Below are 16,256 nucleotides of genomic sequence, written 5' to 3'. Positions count from 1 at the left end.
GGCCCCGCGCCCGCGCCCGCGGCCCCAACCCCGCGCGCCCGACCCCGCGCGCCCGACCCCCGGGCCCCGCGGCCCCGTACCCCTAGACCCCGGCCGCGCCGTCCCGACCGAACTCACCGCGGATGAACGCCGCCGCCACCTCCGCGTCGAACACCTCGCGCTCGCGCAGCACGCGCTCGCGGTACGGGCCCTGGGCGGCGAGCGCAGCGGCCGGGTCGTCCAGCACCCGCACGACCGCCTCGTGCGCGGCGTCCACCACGTCGGGCAGCACCGCGACCTTGTGCGCGAACGGCAGCGGAACATCCACGTCGTTCGCCGCGGCGCCCCGGCGCGCGACGAGCACGACCGCGCCCACCGCGGCAGCCTCGCGCGGCATCCGGTCCTTGCCCGGGTGCGTGCCGAGGTCGAGGTAGATGAGCGACGTCCGCAGCGCCTCGGCCACCTCGTCGCCGGTCATCCCGCGCAGCGGCAGCAGCTCGAGCTCGGGGTACCGGCGCGAGAACTCGCGCATGATCGCCGCCGACTTCGCCGGGTTGTAGGTGATGCGCGGCACCCGCCCGTCCGCCGACACCGGCGCCGCCGCGCCGGCACCGCCCAGCGGCGTGTAGTCCGACAGGATGGTCCCCACTCGCCCCAGGTGCGCGAAGACATGGTTCCACGCGTAGTGCGACTGCACGAGGTGCCCGGCCCGCTGCAGGACGGCGTCCTCCCCCGTGCGCCAGCCGCGCCACATGCGCTTCAGCTGCCGCAGCCACAGCAGCGGCGGGCGCGACATCCGCGTCTGCTCGAGCGGCAGGGTCGACCGCTGCGCACGCTCGATGACGAACCGCGGCGCGTAGTCGATCGACAGCCACCACACGAAGGGCGCGGCCTGCTCGAGCGGGCGCAGCAGCAGCGCCTGTGTCTCGGGCACGACGACCGAGTTCCCGGGTGCATCCACGACCCTCGGCGCCTCCGGGGCGTCGTAGTGCGCGTACCGCTCGGCGCGGGGCGTCGCCTCGGTGCCCGGAACCGGCACGAGGAACGCCTCCTGCCCCTGCCGACGCAGCGAGTCGACGAGCTGGTGCAGCGCCTCGGGTCCGCCCGTCGCGAGCCCGCGCGGGTAGTAGACGTACGTGGTCATGCGACCTGGCGTGCGGCAGTCGACGGCATGCGACCATCCTGCCGCGTCCCGAGCCGAGGCGAGAACGCGACCGCCACGATCGCGGCGAAGAACGGCACGAGGTGGTTGTCGCCGAGGAACGTCGTGGTGTCGAGCATCCCGTGCACGAGCACCCACGCGACGCCGACGAACACGACGAGCAGCTCGAGCGATCCGCGCGAGAAGAGGCGGTCGTGGCGTCGCTGGCGGATCCGCACGACCACCGCCACGATCGGCAGCAGCGACAGCGCGATCGTCAGCAGCAGCGAGACGAGGCCGGCGTCGGCCCACGCCTGCGCGAACAGGTTGTGCGGCGGGAAGAGCTGCAGGCCGCGGCCGGGGAAGGCGGTGCGCCACTCCTCCTCGATCGCGAGGCGCCAGTTGCCGAACCCGAGCCCCGTGAACCAGTGCTCGGGGAAGCGGTGGAACACGACCCCCCACAGCCGACGACGTTCGTCGAGGGTGCGGATGGTCTCGTCCAGCAGATTCGGTCGGATGGCCGAAACGAGCGCGATCCCGCCCACGGCTGCCGCCGCGCCCACGACCGCGACGCCGATCGCGAGCAGCGGCTTGCGCACGGCGACGAGCGCGAAGACCCCGAGCACCGGCAGCAGCACGATCGCCGCGAGGGGCGTCTTGGATCCGGTGCCGAGCGAGGCGTCGAAGGCGATGAGCCCGATGGCGAGGAAGATCCAGAGCTGCGCCCGCGACGGACGCTGCAGCGCGGCCCACACGTAGAGGCAGCCGACCACCGCGAGGAAGAGCGACGCGGTGTTGGCGTTCAGGAAGACGCCGCCGGCCTTGAAGATGTCGTTGACGTTCTCGGTGCTGCCCTGCGCGATCATCTCGACGCCGGGCTCGGTGAGCAACCGCGCGAGCGGCGACGTGAGGTAAACCCGCTCGAGGTCCGGGAAGATCCGGAACAGCGTCACGAGCCATGCCTCGATCAGCACGAACGGCGCGGCGATCGCGAGGGCGTCGAGCAGTCCACGCGGTGATTCGCGGATGGTCTCGCGCGCGATGAGCGACGTCGCGATGAGTCCCAGCGTGAGCAGGACCCCGTACGCCGCCGACCCGAGCTTGTCGGCCCAGAGCACCGAGATCATCTGCCAGACGGCGAGCGCGGCGAGAAGCCCGATCCACAGCGGCGGCTTCGTGCGGCCCCACCGCCAGACGGCGGCGGGGAGCAAGGCGGCGGTGGCGAGGAGCCCGAACGACGTGAAGCCGAACGGTCCGAACAGCTGCACGATGCCGAGCACGAACGCGGCGCCGAGCAGGACTCGAGCCTGCAGCCGGAACGACAGCCACACGATGGCGGCAGCGCCGACGGCGACCGCCGCGAGGGTGAGGATGATCTCGACCGGGGTCCGCGTTCCGAGGAAGGACGGCTCGGCCAGGAAGTTCACGATGTGCTCCACACGTCGACGGCTTCGGGGGCGTCACCGAAATGCAACGTGTCCCCCCACTTCCAGGCTACCCGCCGGTCCGACCGGTCTCCTACCGCTCGTCCGTCCGGGCGAGCGAGCCACCCCCGGACGTTGAGCGAGCGAAGCGAGACGAAATCCGGACCCTCCGTCCGGACGTTGAGCGAGCGAAGCGAGACGAAACGACGCAACCCGCCCCCGACAACGGCCCACCACGTTTCGTCTCGGTCGCTGCGCTCCCTCGCTCAACGTCCGAAACGGGGACGCAACCGCCCCGGACGTTGAGCGAGCGAAGCGAGACGAAACGACGCAACCCGCCCCCGACAACGGCCCACCCCGTTTCGACTCGGTCCCTGCGCGCCCTCGCTCAACGTCCAGACAGGGGACACACCCTGGGACGTTGAGCGAGCGAAGCGAGACGAAATCCGGACCCTCCGTCCGGACGTTGAGCGAGCGAAGCGAGACGAAACGACGCAACCCGCCCCCGACAACAACCCACCCCGTTTCGTCTCAGTCGCTGGCGCTCCCTCGCTCAACGCCCGGGATGGGTCGCTGCGCTCCCTCGCTCAACGTCCGAGAGAAGCCAGCACCTCATCGATCCGGGCGGCCGTCGCATCCCAGTCATACCCGGCCACGGGCGCCTCGACCCGACGCGGCGACTCCAGGGCAGAGCGGATGGCCGCGGCCCACTCCTCGACGTCGGTCGCGCTCTCGAGGGCGGTGCCGCGATCCCCCACCGTCTCGGCGACCGCCGCGCAGCCGCGCCAGAACAGCACGGGAGTTCCGGTCATCACGCTCTCGAGCGCCGGCAGCCCGAACCCCTCCAGCGTCGACGGCATCACGGTCGCCGCCGCGCCCCGGTACTGCCGGGCGAGCTCATCGTCGTCGATGCCCGCCAGCAGCTCGACGCGCGGTCCGATGCCGCGGGCCGCGGCCATCCGCTGGGCCTCGTCGTGTTCGCGCGCGGGCAGGAGCATCCGCAGCCGGGCCCCGGGAACGCGGGCGAGGGCATCCAGGACGACCGCGACGTTCTTGTGGGCGCGGAGGTTCCCGACGTACATGAGGTACGGGTCGCTCGCCAGTGCGGGCGACCCGTCCGCGCGAAAGGCATCCGAGCACCCGATGCCGGCGTTCACCACGCGCACGGACGCATCGCCGAGCCACTCCTCGACGAGGGCCTTCGATGTCTCCGACACCGTGAGCACCGCGCCGGTCCGCCGCACGACGGGGCGCACGATGAGTCGGTAATACGCGAGGTACTTCGCGCGCCCCGGCCACGGCGTCTGCAGCTGGATGAGGTCGTGCATCGTCAGCAGCTCGCGGGGCGCGCGCACGAACGCGTTGTATCCCGGCGAGTAGATGAGCCGGTCGGTGGGGACCGGGCGCAGCGCGTCGGCCGGCGCGAGGTGGTCGCCGTCGAGCCCGAGCGGAACCCACGGCGTCTTCAGCCGCGGCAGCACCTCCCGCGAGTAGCGCTGGATGCCGGCGATGCCATCCCACCGGGTGTCGATCGCGATCTGAGGCATGGGTCCATTGTGCCGCGGCTCCTCACCGCCCCGTGCGCTCGGGGATCCACACCCGCATCGTCGACGGGCCGCGCTCCGCCCAGCGGTGGTACGGGATGAGGTCGAGCGCGAGCGGATGACGCACGAGGTCCGGCGCGGTCGATCCGTACGCCCAGGTGTGATCGTGGACGGCATCAGGCAGCTCGGCCTGGATCGTCACGACATCGCCGTCATTGCGCACGGGAAGGGTGCTCGTGTCGACGGCAACCGTGAGGAGGTCGGCACCCTCCGGTAGATCGACGCTCTCGAGGCAGTAGACGAGCGGACCGGCCTCGACGGCGATGGTGCCCCGTACAGCGTCGATCCGCGAGTCCGGAATGGTGATGCGCGGCTCTACGGGCAGCGTCAGCCGCACCACATCCCCGGCCTTGAGCCGTCCGCGCACCCTCGCCGCCGATCCGCTCATCGTGATCTCGCCGGACGCGTCAACCGAGGCGGTTCCCTCGGCCCATGCCGGAATGCGCAGGGTAAGCGTCCACTCCCTGTCGGGAGCGTCGAGCACCTCGACCGACACGAGGCCGTCGAGCGGATACTCCGTTGTCACGTGAAGTCGGATCGGCGATCCGTCCCGCAGGGTTGTCGCGATCTCCGCCGGTGCGAACTGGTGGATACGGATGCCGGAGTCGTCCGTGGACGCGACGTACCCGGCGAGGCTCGCGAGTGTGCGCGCTGTATTCGTCGGGCAGCACGACACTTCAAACCAGGGCGCGCGCTGGCTCGACGCGGCACGGGGACTTGGGCGGTCGAGCAGCGCCGGGACGCCGGGAACTCTGCGCTGAAGCGGGTTGACGTAAAAGAATGCCGTGCCGGATGAGTCCGGCGCCGCCGCGACGACGTTGAATAGCGCTCGCTCGATCTGGTCGGCGTGCCGCTCTTCACCAGTAGCGAGCAGGAGCCGCCAGCCGACCATGACGGAGCCGATGGCCGCGCAGGTCTCGGAGTACGCGCGGTCGCTCGGCAGCTCGAAGTCGTCGCCGAACGACTCCCAGTCATGCCGCGACCCCATTCCACCCGTGAGATATGTGCGGCGCGCAAGCGTCTGCTCCCACTGCCGCTCAACCGCCTGCAGCAGCTCATCGTCGCCGGTATCGACGGCGACATCGATCGCGCCGGCGGCGAGATACATCGCTCGCACGGCGTGCCCCGCGAACACCTGCCCCTCACGGACGGGCACCTCATCCTGGAAGTACGCTGCCTCCGCTTCACCCGTCGACAGCAGGCCCCGGCCGTGGCGCTCGACGAAGATCGCGGCCTGGTGGAGGTATCGATCGTCGCCCGTCACGCGCGCGAGCTCGGAAAGAGCCGGCTCAATCTCCGGATGCCCATCGATCGCGTCCCGGCCGCCTTCACCGAACTCGCGGACGACATGATCGGCAACGCGCAGCACCCCGTGGACGAATTCGTCGTCGAGCCCGACGGTGCGCGCGCGAGCGACGCCCGCCTGGATGAGGTGCCCCGCACAGTACAGCTCGTGACCCCACTCGAGGTCGCTGTAGCGCGCGGGCTGTCCCGGGCCACCGAAGCGCGTGTTGAGGTATCCGTCATCGCACTGGGCGGCGAGCACTCGCCGGCTGAGCGCAACGAACGTCTCCTCGAGCTCAACGCCGCCCGTCCGGGCGCTCTCCCAGGCCATTGCCTCGAGCAGCTTATAGATCTCGGAGTCGGCGAACTCCCGGCCTGCGCGCTCGGGTCCTTCACCGCGCGCGGTGCGGTCGAAGTTCGCGATCCAACCCGTGCCCTCCATCCAATCCAGGCAGTGCCGGATCGACATCTGGGCGTTGACGGCTTGACGTTCGCCCCAGAACCCGCCTACCAAAGTGACGTGGTCGGCAGGCACCGGCGCAAGCGCCCCTGCGGCGGGAGCGACAGGAACTGCTCCGACTCGGGTAGTGCCATGCGGATCTTGAGAGACGAGGGTCACTTGAGGCTCCCGGCGGTCATGGCGGCCACGATGCGGTCGCTCAGAAGGATGTAGATGACGATGGTCGGCGCGATACTGATCACCGTCGCGGCGAAGGCGAGCGGGTAGTCGGCCGAATACGTGGTGAGGAAATAGCGGACGCCGACCTGAATGGTCTGCGCCTGCGCATCCTCGGTGAGGATCGACGCGAACAGCAGTTCGTTGAAGGCCGTGATCAGGAGGAAGATTCCCGCAGTGATCGCGCCGGGCGCGGTGAGCGGCGCGACGATCCGAGCGAATACCGAATGGAATCCCGCCCCGTCGAGGCGCGCGGCCTCGAGTATCTCGGGCGGTGTGGTGTCCATGTATGTCTTGATGATGAGGAACCCGAGCGGAAAAAACAGACCCGCGTATACGAGCGCCAGCCCGAGGATCGTGTTGTAGAGCCCCATGATGTTGACGATGAAGAAGATCGGCGTCATCAGCGCGTTGACAGGCAGCAAGATACCGAACATGAGGAAGCCGAACGTCACCTGACGGAGCGGGAATCGATGCATGAGGGCGTAGGACGCGAGCATCGAGGCCACGATGATGAGCGCGGCTGACAGACCCGCAGCCACCAAGCTGTTCAGCAGATAGACCGGCAGCGGTCGGGCGGAGAGCGCTTCGACGTAGTTGTCGAACGACCAGCTCGCTGGAAGTCCGAATGGGTTGGTGAAGAGTTCGTTATTCGTCTTGAACGACGAGACGATGAGCCACAGGAGCGGGATCAGCGTGATGAACGTGAAGACGCCGAGGACCACCCAGCGGACGGCGCGTGCAATGGGGCTCATCGCTCGGCCCTCCGCAGCACGAGGAACACGGCGGCGGTGAACAGCGCCCCGATCGCCAGGGTGACGACGCCCGCTGCCATTGCCAGGCCGTACTGGTTAGCGGTCATCATCTGCTTGTAGATGTAGAGCGACAGCGTGATCGACTCGTTCGCTGGGCCGCCACTCGTCATGATGAACGGGTACTCGAAGCTGCGCAGCGCGTACCCGACGACGAACAGCACCTGCAAAGCGATCGCCCGCCGGATGAGCGGGATTGTGATCGACCAGTCCTGACGGAATGTAGACGCGCCGTCGAGCTGCGCCGCCTCGTAGTACTCCTGCGGAATGGTCGAGATCTGCGTGAGGAACAGCACCATCCCGAAGCCGATGTAGACCACCCAGGGAGTCATCGTGGCGCCGAGCGCGGTGAACGGGTCGAAGAGCCAGTTGCGCGTCCACGACTCGAGGCCCACCAGAGTGAGTGCAGCGTTGATGAGCCCGAGCGAGACGTGGAAGACGAAGTACCACAGCAGGGCCAGCGCCGTCGCACTCAGGATGTTGGGCAGGAACAGGATGGTGCGCAAGATTTTCCATCCTCGCGGCTTCCGCGCGATTACCAGTGCGACGAGGATGCAGAGCGGCGTGTGGATAAATACGCCCACGAGCACCCAGATGACGGTGTTGCGCACTGCGAGGAGGAACGCGGGATCGCCGAATAGGGTGCCGAAGTTCTCGAGCGAGACGAACTCGGGAGCGCCTACACCTGCCCACTCGGTCGTACTCAAGGCGACGACGACCGCGAGCGGAATCGCGAGGAAGAGCGTGACGAGCGCGACCGCCGGCAGCAGGTAAAGGCCGACCTGCAGCCGCTGGAGCTGTCGTCGTCCACCCGCCGATCCCGGCGGAACGGACAGACTGCGCCCGGGACGACGGCGCGGGCGGGCGATCGTTGTCGCCCCGGACGCGGCAGTCATTCGGCGTTCGCCGCCTGCAGGTCGGCCGCGAACTGCTCAGGCGAGAGGCGGTCGAGAGCGAGGCCCTCGAGCATCGATGGCAGCTCCGACTGGGCAGCGGGCGTGATCAACCGGCCCATCTGCGCGATCACGGTGGGCGCCGCGTTGTTGATCTCGAGCACCTGGGCCACCTGGCAGGATGCGCGCTCGCTGTCTTCCGCCGATAGATCGGTCTGCACCGCCATCGGGTACTCGCCGTCGATCGCCATACGCACGGCCGACTCGTTCGAGGTGAAGAACTTCATCCATTCGACGACCGCCTCCTCCTTCGCCGGGTCGTCCTGCTTGGCAGCGGCCCAGGCGTTGAGGGAGTCGGTCACGGTGTACCCGGACTCGATTTCTCCGTTATCGAACGTCGGCGCCGGCGCGACCTTGATGCTGCACGGATCCTCCACGCCAGACTGAATTGAGCTGATCAGCCACGGCCCGTCGACGATCATCGCGGACTGTCCGTTGATGAAGCTGCTCGACGACGATGCGTAGTTGCCGCCGACGGCGTCTGCAGTCGAGAGTGCCAGGAGCCGTTTCGTGTAGTCGGCTGCGGTGCTGATTGCGGGACTGTCGAGGTCGGCACCGGGAGCGTACACGTCGGCACCTCCCGCTGCCGTAGCAAGGTAGCTGAAAACGTTCATGGTGTGCCAGGCGTCGTCGGCGGTCATCATAGAGATGGCACCGACGCCGGATTCCTTCAGCGTCTGCGCGACGGTGAACAGCTCCTCCCATGTGGAAGGGAACTCGTCGATCCCCGCCTGCTCGAGCATCGTCTCGTTGTAGTAGAAGAGCGCTGGCGACTGATCGCCGGGGATCCCGACGATCTCACCACCCACCGTGAGTGCGTCGAGTTGGTCGGCCTTGAACCGCGCCTTCCAGGCGGAGTCGTCGGCGAGCGCAGCCGTCCAGTCTAAGAGCTGGCCGGACTCCTCGCGGCTGAGATCAGTGGGGTTGTAGTTGTAGAGGAAGACGTCCGGAGCGTCACCAGCCGAGATCTTCGAGCGAATCTGCTGCTGGAGCGTCGGCCAGTCCGGCTGCCCCTTCGACACGACGGTGTACTCGCCCGCATGCTGCTCGTTGAACTCTGCGATGAGCTCGTCGAGGACCTTTCCGCGGGCGACATCGGACGTGAAGTTGGAGTGAATCTCGATGGTAGTGCCGGAGTCGGATCCGCCGCCGGGGACAGCGCTGCTGCATCCGGCCATTCCGGCCATGAGAGCGAGGGTGCTCGCAAAGCCGATGATCGTGCGTCGTCGCATGATGTTTTCTTTCTCGTGTGGTGAGGGGGAAGGGGTCAAGATGCCGCGCGAGCGGCGAGGTAGTTAGCGAGTCCGGTCGTGCCGGCTGTGTAGGGCCAGCCCAGTCCGCCCCACGTGTCGCCCTTGCGGATGAGCCCGTCATAGGCTCCCTGATCGCAGAAGGAGATGCCCTCGGGCTGCATACCGGTGTCGGCGAAGCCATGGAGCTGCCCAGGGCTGGAGAGGATCTCGACGCTCGAGTGCGCTACGAGTTCGGCGACGCGGACGAACTCGGGGGTACCGCTCATTACACCGAGGCGGTGCAAATCGTCGGCGAAGAATAGGGAGTAGATGTCGGTGACGCCAACGCCCCACACGGAGTTGATGCCGCCCCAGCCGACCGAGCGCACCGCCGCGCGCCCAACGGGAGTGCCCTTCACCAGCGGCACTGGCCACAGTGAGTGCCAGCCCAGGGCAAACCAGGCGGCATCCGTGGCGGCGTCGCGCCACGGGCCTGGGACTTGCGCGGCCTCAAGAGCGAGGAGGGCGCGCATCGCAATGAACGCCGCTTCCTTGTCGACGTCGTTGGGATTGTCAAGCGTCCCGCCCCGGAACTCAGCCGCGGCGACGAATGTGTCGAAAATGTACTGCCCGGCACGGGCGGCGGCATCCCGGAGCGTGCTCGCGAGCTCTGGGGCCATGTCGGCGACCTGAAGTAAGTACGGCACGACCGCACCCGTCGCGCTCTTGCCAGTGCGGTTCGGCTCGCCGAACCAGTCGGTGCCGACGATGGGCGTACGGTCGGGCGCGTAGCCGCGGTACCACGATCCGTCGTCGTTCTGAACGTTGAGGAGAAAGCCCGCGAGGCCGGCCGCGGCGTTCCTCCACTCGGTGACGTCGCGTCCGAGGTTCTCGTGGAGCAGAATGTTGCGGACGAGGTCGCCCCCGCCCTCCGTCATCATGCGCGTGTACGTGCCCGCGACGTCGAACCGGCCGAGGTAGTGCATGACCGGTCCGCGCTCGTCGCCGATGGCATACAGCGGACGATCCTCGACGACATCGAACAGCGTCGCGACCCATCCGCTGTCATGCACCATCCGCTGCACGAAGCTGTCGACGACGCGGGCGCCCCGCTCGGCCCACTCTTCCGGGTCGCGGCGCGCCAGCGAGTGGGCGAGGTCTAGCTGACGGCCGGTGAACCCGTACTCGAGGATGCCGTGAGAGCCGCTCATCTCGTGATCCGCGAAAGATGCGCCGAACGCCTTGGCTTGAGAGTCGTAGCCGCGCTCGGGGTCGAAGTTCAGCACGAAGCCCGCGAATCCGGAAGCGGTTTCCCTGTATGTCTTCGCCGCCGAATCGAGGCGGTAGTCGATGGACTGCTCGAGCGTGAAGCTGTGCGACGTCGGCTGCGGATCGGCGAGCTCGACCGCACGCGCCGTGGCGATACGGACGGCGTCAGCGAACCGGGGCGCCGGGGCGCTAGCGAGCTCGTAGGTGATCGTGACGGCAAGGTCGTCACGGCACCCGTGGAACGTCTCGAACGAGTGGCCCGCGGCATCAAGCTGCGAGCTGTGGTCGCCCTCGGCGACCGGCCAACCGGCGAGCAGCGCGCCGCGGTCGGTGGAGAAGCCGATGAACCCGATATCGGTGTCGCGACGGAATGTGCGGTCTCCGAGCTCGCGGACGGGCGCGGCGTCGTAGGACGCGAGCGAGATGCGTGCGAGCCACACGACAACGCGGGCTGCCGAATTCCATGCCGCGACGATCGGATACCCAAGGCGATCATCGGCGAACTGATAGCGGCCGTCACGGCTGTGCTGTGCAGGAGCGGAGATCATACCTGGAACGAAGAACCGGTCCGTCTGGTCGCTGGGAATAGGGATCTCGAGGTCGACGCGCACCGGATCGCCCGCCCGTGCCACAACGCGGCGTTCCAGCAGGACGCGCTTCGAATCTGCCGACCATGTATCGGTCACAGAAATGCGTCCGTCGGCCACCTCTGCAGTGCCGACGAGGCAACCTCCTGCGTCCGCTAGGGCGTCATAGCCCTGACGCCCGCTGCTGCCGGCCATAGTCGCCCAGAGGATCGGACGACGGACCGAGACGTTTCGGCCCTTCCCAGCGAGGGAGAGAACGACCGCTCCCTCATCGGTGTGGAGTCGATCGGACATTCACTCTCCCTTGAGTCACGAAATTTTTCGAAAAGCTTTACGATGAGATTAGAGAGCGCGCGATCGAACTGTCAAGTCAGCGTCGAGTACGCTCTTCGAAAGCTTTCCGAAGGAGTGCAGAGTGGCTGACAAACAGCGGGCGACCACGCTGGTCGACATCGCCAAAGAGGCCGGAGTCTCGATCGCCACTGTGTCGAAAGCGCTTAACGGACGCCCCGACGTACGCGCGGAGACACGAGAACGCGTCCTGGACATCGCGCGAAAGCGTGGGTTCACCCCCAACGCCGCCGCCCGCACTCTCCTCGGTGGCCGAAGCGGGACAGTGGGTCTGATCACCTCGGACTTGGAAGGGCGTTTCGGAATTCCCGTCATGATGGGCGCCGAGGACGCTTTCGGTGCTGGCGAGATGTCCGTGTTTCTGTGCGACGCGCGAGGAGACAGCATCCGCGAGCAGCACCACATCGACGCGCTGCTCTCCCGCCGCGTCGAGGGCATCATCGTCGTGGGCGCGAACACGAATCCCCGGCCGCCCCTAGCGCGCCGTCCGCCCGTGCCCGTCGTGTACGCCTACGCCCCAAGCGAGGATCCCGAAGATCAGTCGATCATCGGGGACAACGTCGAAGCGGGACGGATGGGGGTGCGCCACCTGCTCGACGTCGGCCGTGCGCGCGTGGCGCACATCAGCGGAGATCGCGAGTACGCCGCCGCGGCGGACCGCGCGAAGGGAGTACAGGAGGAGCTCCACGCGCACGGACTGGAACTCGCCGGTTCCGAGCCGCTGTTCGGAGCGTGGAACGAGGGTTGGGGTCGGCGCGCCGTGCGGGTACTCCTCGACCGAGAGCCGACTATCGACGGCATCGTGTGCGGCAGCGACCAGATCGCGCGCGGCGTCATCGAGGGGCTGACGGAACTTGGCAAGCGCGTGCCCGAAGACATCAGCGTCATCGGATTCGACAACTGGCGAGTCATCGCCGAGAACACTCGACCCCCGCTCACCAGCATCGACTTCCGCCTGCAGGACCTCGGACGGTTGGCCGCCGAGAAGCTCTTCTCTGCCATGGACGGCAACCCCGGCAAGGGCACGATCGCGGTCGCCCCGCGGCTGGTGCTGCGGAATACGACGGTGCCGTAACGTCCAGTTCGCCCGGTTTGGATGACGATGCCTGGGCTCTGCCCTCATCGTCCCCCGCGCGGCCGCCCACCGCCCACCGCCCGCGTCCCGCGGCCCTACCGCAGCAGCGCGCGCACCGACCGCGGCAGCTCGAACACTGCCCGCGCCGGCGTGCGCATCACCAACTCGTACACGACGATGCTCAGGATGGCGATCGCCGCGGTGACGAGGAGTGGCGCGACGCTGCGCACCCCGGCTCGATCGATGACGGCTCCCCAGTGCGGAGCGAACGCCAGCGTCTCGAGCAGCAGCCCGTGCAGCACGTAGATCGGCAGGGTGCGCCGCCCGACCCAGCCGAGCACGGCGCCGATCGCCCGCACGCGGCAGAGCACCGACATGAGCAGAAGCAGCAGGACGGCTGCAGCCGCGTCGCGAGGAACCGATAGCACCGCGCCGACGTGCGGATCTCCCTGAGCGATGATTCCGCCGGCGCCGAGGTACACGGCAAGCGCGGCGACGGCGAACGGAGCGTGCCCCGCATGCACCCGCTCGCGCAGCCACGGCGACCCGTACACCCCGATGGCGAAGAACACCGCGTAGCGCAGCAGGTTGCGGTACTGGTCGTTGTCGTCCGCGACCGGGACGTAGTGGCTGCAGATCGACAGGATGGTCAGGGTCACCAGGACGAGACCGGGGTCGACTCGGTGCAGGGTCGCGAGCAGCGCCGACCAGACGGCGAGCGCGAAGACGTACCAGAGGATCGTCCGCGGCAGAACGAGCTGGTTGAGGTAGGCGTCGAGACGCAGCCCCTCCCCCACGCCGACGGGCCCGGTCCAGACGTGCGACCCGATGAGACCGGCGAAGAGGGCGAAAACGAGCAGCCACACGGCATACAGCCAGTACGACGAGGCGATGGAGACGCGAACGGCACTGTCCGACCATCCGGTGCGGATGCGCCTTGCCAGCAGGAGGCCGCTCAGCATGGCGAGCCCGGGCATCCGAAACGGCGTCATGGCGTCGATGAACCAGGACCAGAAGCCCGTCGAGGTGCCGGGCTGCAGGTAGCCGAGGTAGGCTGAGAGGGTCGTGTGCATGAGCACGACGGCGAGGACGCAGATGCCGCGGGCGGCGTCGATCCACACGATCCGCTCGGCTTGGGGCACGCGCTCGATCCTACGAGGCCTGGTCGCCACGTCTCGTCTCGGACCGTCCGTCCGGACGTTGAGCGAGCGAAGCGAGACGAAACGCCGCAACCCGCCCCCGACAACGACCCACCGCGTTTCGTCTCGGTCGCTGGCGCTCCCTCGCTCAACGTCCGAGCCGGGCACGCAACCACCCCGGACGTTGAGCGAGCGAAGCAACGCGCCATCGCCCGCACGGCGAACCTGCCGGCCGGGCTACCACAGGATGTCCGCCTTGGCGGCCCCTTCACGCGGTGCCGGGAGGGTGGCACGGTGGTCACATGCCGACGATGAACGAACTGCTGCGCGACGACTCGCTCTCACTCCTGGCGCGGGGCTACGACTTCGGAGCGCACCTCTGGCAGCGCACGCGGGAGGGCGCCCGGGCCGTCCCGTTCCGCCTGCTCGGGCGCGAGGCGCTGTTGGTGCGTGGGAGCGACGGTGTCGCCCTGTTCTACGACGAGACCCGCACCCGCCGTCATAAGGCGATGCCCGCATTCATCCAGCAGTCGCTGTTCGGGAACGGGTCGGTCCACAGCCTCGACGGCGCCGAGCACCGTCACCGCAAGGCGCCCTTCATCAAGGTGCTCTACGACGACGAGCAGGTCGCGCGTCTGATGCCGTATCTCGAGACGCAGTGGCAGAGCGAGCTCGACGCGTGGGTCGCCGGCGGCACCCGCACCGCGTACGAAGCCGCGATCGGCGCGCTCGGCCGCGCGATCATGAAGTGGGCGGGGATCCCCGGCACCGCGGCTGCGCAGACCCGCTGGGCCAAGCGCGAGGCGCAGATCGTGGACGACTTCGGCTCGCCGTACTCACCGGTCTATCTCCTGGCGCTAGTGAACCGTTGGTGGTCGAACCGGCACGCCGCTCAGCTCATCGAGGCGACGCGCGCGGGGCGACTGCAGCCCGCCGAGGGGACCGCGCTTCACGAGTGGGCGTGGCATCGCGATCGGGATGGCGAGCTGCTGTCCCCGCGTCTGGCCGGCGTGGAGCTACAGAACAGCTTCCGACCGATGATCGCCGTGTGCCGTTTCGTCGCGTTCGCCGCGAAGGAGCTGCACGATCGACCCGAGTGGCGTGAGCGCATCGCGGCGGAGACCGCCGAGCGTGGGGCTCTGACCGGCGGCGAGCTGACGACGATGTTCGCGCAGGAGGTCCGGCGCCTGTCGCCGTTCGTGCCGATGCTTCCGGCCTGGGCGACGACCGACATCGAGCACGACGGCGAGCGGGTCGCCGCGGGAGGACGTGTCCTGCTCGACATCCTCGGCACCGACAGCGACGCCGAGGAGTGGGAACGCGCCGACGAGTTCGACCCGGAGCGCTGGCGCGACGTCGACGACTACGAGGCGATCGAGGCGTTCGTGCCGCACGGCGGAGCGGACCCCGCTACCGGGCACCGCTGCCCCGGCGAGAAGCTGGCGATCGCGGGGCTCGCGGCTGCCATCGCCACCATCAGCGACCCGCGCGTCATGATCCTCGGGTCGAACCTCGACGTGAATCGCGGGCGCCTTCCCACGAAGCCGCGCTCGGGCGGGCGCGTGCGTGCCGCGGGCGCGTCCGGCTCACGCTGCCCGTTCCACTGAGCCGAGCGCGGCTCTGACGACCCCTACGCGCTGAAGACCCCGCGGACGTTGAGCGAGCGAAGCGAGACGAAATCCGGACCTCCGTCCGGACGTTGAGCGAGCGAAGCGAGACGAAATCCGGACCCTCCGTCCGGACGTTGAGCGAGCGAAGCGAGAGGAAATCGGGACCCTCCATCCGGACGTTGAGCGAGCGAAGCGAGACGAAACGACGCAACCCGCCCCCGACAACGGCGCACCGCGTTTCGTCTCCCTCGCTGGCGCTCCCTCGCTCAACGCCCGGAAAGGGGTCGCTGGCGCGCGGTCACTCAACGCCCGAGCGCGCCGACACGCCTACTTCTTCGCGCTCCCGCTGACGGCGGCCGTCGTCGTGTCGGTCTCCGGGATCAGCACCCGGTACGTCTGCCCGGCCGGGCCCTCGTGCTCGAACGAGGCCGAGCCGTTCACGAGCTTGGTCGTCTCGACCGATTTCCAGCCGTTGTCGCCCTTCACCTGGAGCACGGCCTTGTCGGCAGAGAAGCTGACGCGCTCGGGCTCCGCGTAGGGCTTGAAGCGGGTGACGGTCGCTCGCACCAGCGTGTACTCGCCGGAGCGCGTGATGGACGAGATGCTCGCCTTCGCCTCCGCGCGCGCGTAGAACGCTCCCTTCGTCGCATCCACGCCGCTCTTAACCCATGAGGCGTAGTCGACCCACCATTCGCTGGAGCCGAGCGTGAACTTGCCCAGGCCATCCGAGGGGCAGTACAGGAACCGCTTCTCGGTCGGGTTGCTGTCCGAGTAGAACGCCGCCCAGGTCACCAGGCGCGAGCCGCGCGCGACGTCGACCCTCGCATGCCAGCTCTCCACACCCTTGCCGGTGTCGCTCTCGAGGGAGACCGTGACGTACCGGCAGCCGTCCTGGTCCGGCCCGACGACGACATCGTCGGCCGACAGATGCGTCGCGTCGAAGTGGGGTGACTGGGCGGATGTCGCGGGCTCGATGTCGACGATGATCGCGTCATCCGTGTCGGCCGAGGCGGGCAGAGCGAGGCTCAGCGCCAGGGCGGCACCGGCGACGAGGCCGGCCACTCGCGTGGTCAGGGTGCGCATGGATGCCTTCCGTTCGGGAGGAAAGAGCATCCGGATG

Annotated in this window: 12 protein-coding genes; 2 read left to right on the top strand and 10 right to left on the bottom strand. The window is 68.5% G+C overall.

Annotated elements, in window-relative coordinates; genetic code table 11:
- Nucleotides 1-82: 82 nt before the first annotated feature.
- The 8 genes from QWJ90_RS05975 to QWJ90_RS05940 form a co-directional block, all read right to left on the bottom strand.
- Entirely contained in the window at nt 83-1,123 is a 1,041-nt protein-coding gene (locus tag QWJ90_RS05975) for a hypothetical protein (RefSeq protein ID WP_290106772.1), read from the bottom strand.
- A complete protein-coding gene (locus tag QWJ90_RS05970) occupies nt 1,120-2,547 on the bottom strand; it encodes an O-antigen ligase family protein (RefSeq protein WP_290106771.1) in 1,428 nt (475 codons plus the stop codon). Before QWJ90_RS05970 ends, QWJ90_RS05975 begins: the two co-directional genes overlap by 4 nt.
- A gap of 584 nt (nt 2,548-3,131) precedes the next feature.
- Nucleotides 3,132-4,091, bottom strand: coding sequence for a glycosyltransferase family 4 protein (locus QWJ90_RS05965; protein WP_290106770.1), 960 nt, complete (start codon nt 4,089-4,091; stop codon nt 3,132-3,134).
- Between the two features lie 22 nt (nt 4,092-4,113).
- Nucleotides 4,114-5,967, bottom strand: a complete 1,854-nt coding sequence (locus QWJ90_RS05960) for a glycoside hydrolase family 127 protein (protein ID WP_290106769.1) — start codon at nt 5,965-5,967, stop codon at nt 4,114-4,116.
- 80 nt (nt 5,968-6,047) lie between these two features.
- On the bottom strand, nt 6,048-6,833 hold the full coding sequence (locus QWJ90_RS05955; protein ID WP_290106768.1) for a carbohydrate ABC transporter permease: 786 nt from the start codon (nt 6,831-6,833) through the stop codon (nt 6,048-6,050).
- A gap of 26 nt (nt 6,834-6,859) precedes the next feature.
- Nucleotides 6,860-7,816, bottom strand: coding sequence for a carbohydrate ABC transporter permease (locus QWJ90_RS05950; RefSeq protein ID WP_290106767.1), 957 nt, complete (start codon nt 7,814-7,816; stop codon nt 6,860-6,862).
- Nucleotides 7,813-9,105, bottom strand: a complete 1,293-nt coding sequence (locus QWJ90_RS05945) for an ABC transporter substrate-binding protein (RefSeq protein WP_290106766.1) — start codon at nt 9,103-9,105, stop codon at nt 7,813-7,815. The genes QWJ90_RS05950 and QWJ90_RS05945 overlap by 4 nt, the downstream gene beginning before the upstream one ends.
- A gap of 35 nt (nt 9,106-9,140) precedes the next feature.
- The gene (locus tag QWJ90_RS05940; protein ID WP_290106765.1) at nt 9,141-11,156 is read right to left on the bottom strand and encodes a hypothetical protein; all 2,016 of its coding nucleotides are present in this window, start codon (nt 11,154-11,156) and stop codon (nt 9,141-9,143) included.
- Nucleotides 11,157-11,376: 220 nt separating this feature from the next.
- Here QWJ90_RS05940 and QWJ90_RS05935 point away from each other — a divergent pair, with 220 nt between their 5' ends.
- Entirely contained in the window at nt 11,377-12,387 is a 1,011-nt protein-coding gene (locus tag QWJ90_RS05935) for a LacI family DNA-binding transcriptional regulator (RefSeq protein WP_290106764.1), read from the top strand.
- A gap of 95 nt (nt 12,388-12,482) precedes the next feature.
- Here QWJ90_RS05935 and QWJ90_RS05930 read toward each other — a convergent pair whose 3' ends face one another.
- Nucleotides 12,483-13,529 carry an acyltransferase family protein gene (locus QWJ90_RS05930; RefSeq protein ID WP_290106763.1) on the bottom strand — a complete coding sequence of 349 codons (1,047 nt, stop codon included), beginning with the start codon at nt 13,527-13,529 and terminating at the stop codon, nt 12,483-12,485.
- Between the two features lie 308 nt (nt 13,530-13,837).
- On the opposite strand from QWJ90_RS05930, the gene QWJ90_RS05925 reads away from it, so the two are divergent.
- Nucleotides 13,838-15,133: a cytochrome P450 gene (locus tag QWJ90_RS05925; RefSeq protein ID WP_290106784.1), complete on the top strand. Its 1,296-nt coding sequence runs from the start codon at nt 13,838-13,840 to the stop codon at nt 15,131-15,133.
- Nucleotides 15,134-15,463: 330 nt separating this feature from the next.
- Here the strand turns inward: QWJ90_RS05925 and QWJ90_RS05920 are convergent, their stop codons facing one another.
- Nucleotides 15,464-16,219, bottom strand: a complete 756-nt coding sequence (locus QWJ90_RS05920) for a hypothetical protein (protein ID WP_290106762.1) — start codon at nt 16,217-16,219, stop codon at nt 15,464-15,466.
- Nucleotides 16,220-16,256 lie beyond the last annotated feature (37 nt).

Origin of the sequence: Microbacterium oryzae (assembly GCF_030406385.1) — a bacterium.
Classification (GTDB): domain Bacteria; phylum Actinomycetota; class Actinomycetes; order Actinomycetales; family Microbacteriaceae; genus Microbacterium; species Microbacterium oryzae_A.
This window is presented reverse-complemented; position numbering and strand designations above follow the sequence as displayed.

What these genes read in the sequence shown, in the direction of transcription:
- QWJ90_RS05945 (WP_290106766.1), bottom strand. Translation starts at nt 9,105, where the DNA reads ATGCGACGACGCACGATCATCGGCTTTGCGAGCACCCTCGCTCTCATG.
- QWJ90_RS05940 (WP_290106765.1), bottom strand. Translation starts at nt 11,156, where the DNA reads ATGGCCGGCAGCAGCGGGCGTCAGGGCTATGACGCCCTAGCGGACGCA.
- QWJ90_RS05965 (WP_290106770.1), bottom strand. Translation starts at nt 4,091, where the DNA reads ATGCCTCAGATCGCGATCGACACCCGGTGGGATGGCATCGCCGGCATC.
- QWJ90_RS05950 (WP_290106767.1), bottom strand. Translation starts at nt 7,816, where the DNA reads ATGACTGCCGCGTCCGGGGCGACAACGATCGCCCGCCCGCGCCGTCGT.
- QWJ90_RS05975 (WP_290106772.1), bottom strand. Translation starts at nt 1,123, where the DNA reads ATGACCACGTACGTCTACTACCCGCGCGGGCTCGCGACGGGCGGACCC.
- QWJ90_RS05920 (WP_290106762.1), bottom strand. Translation starts at nt 16,219, where the DNA reads ATGCGCACCCTGACCACGCGAGTGGCCGGCCTCGTCGCCGGTGCCGCC.
- QWJ90_RS05925 (WP_290106784.1), top strand. Translation starts at nt 13,838, where the DNA reads ATGAACGAACTGCTGCGCGACGACTCGCTCTCACTCCTGGCGCGGGGC.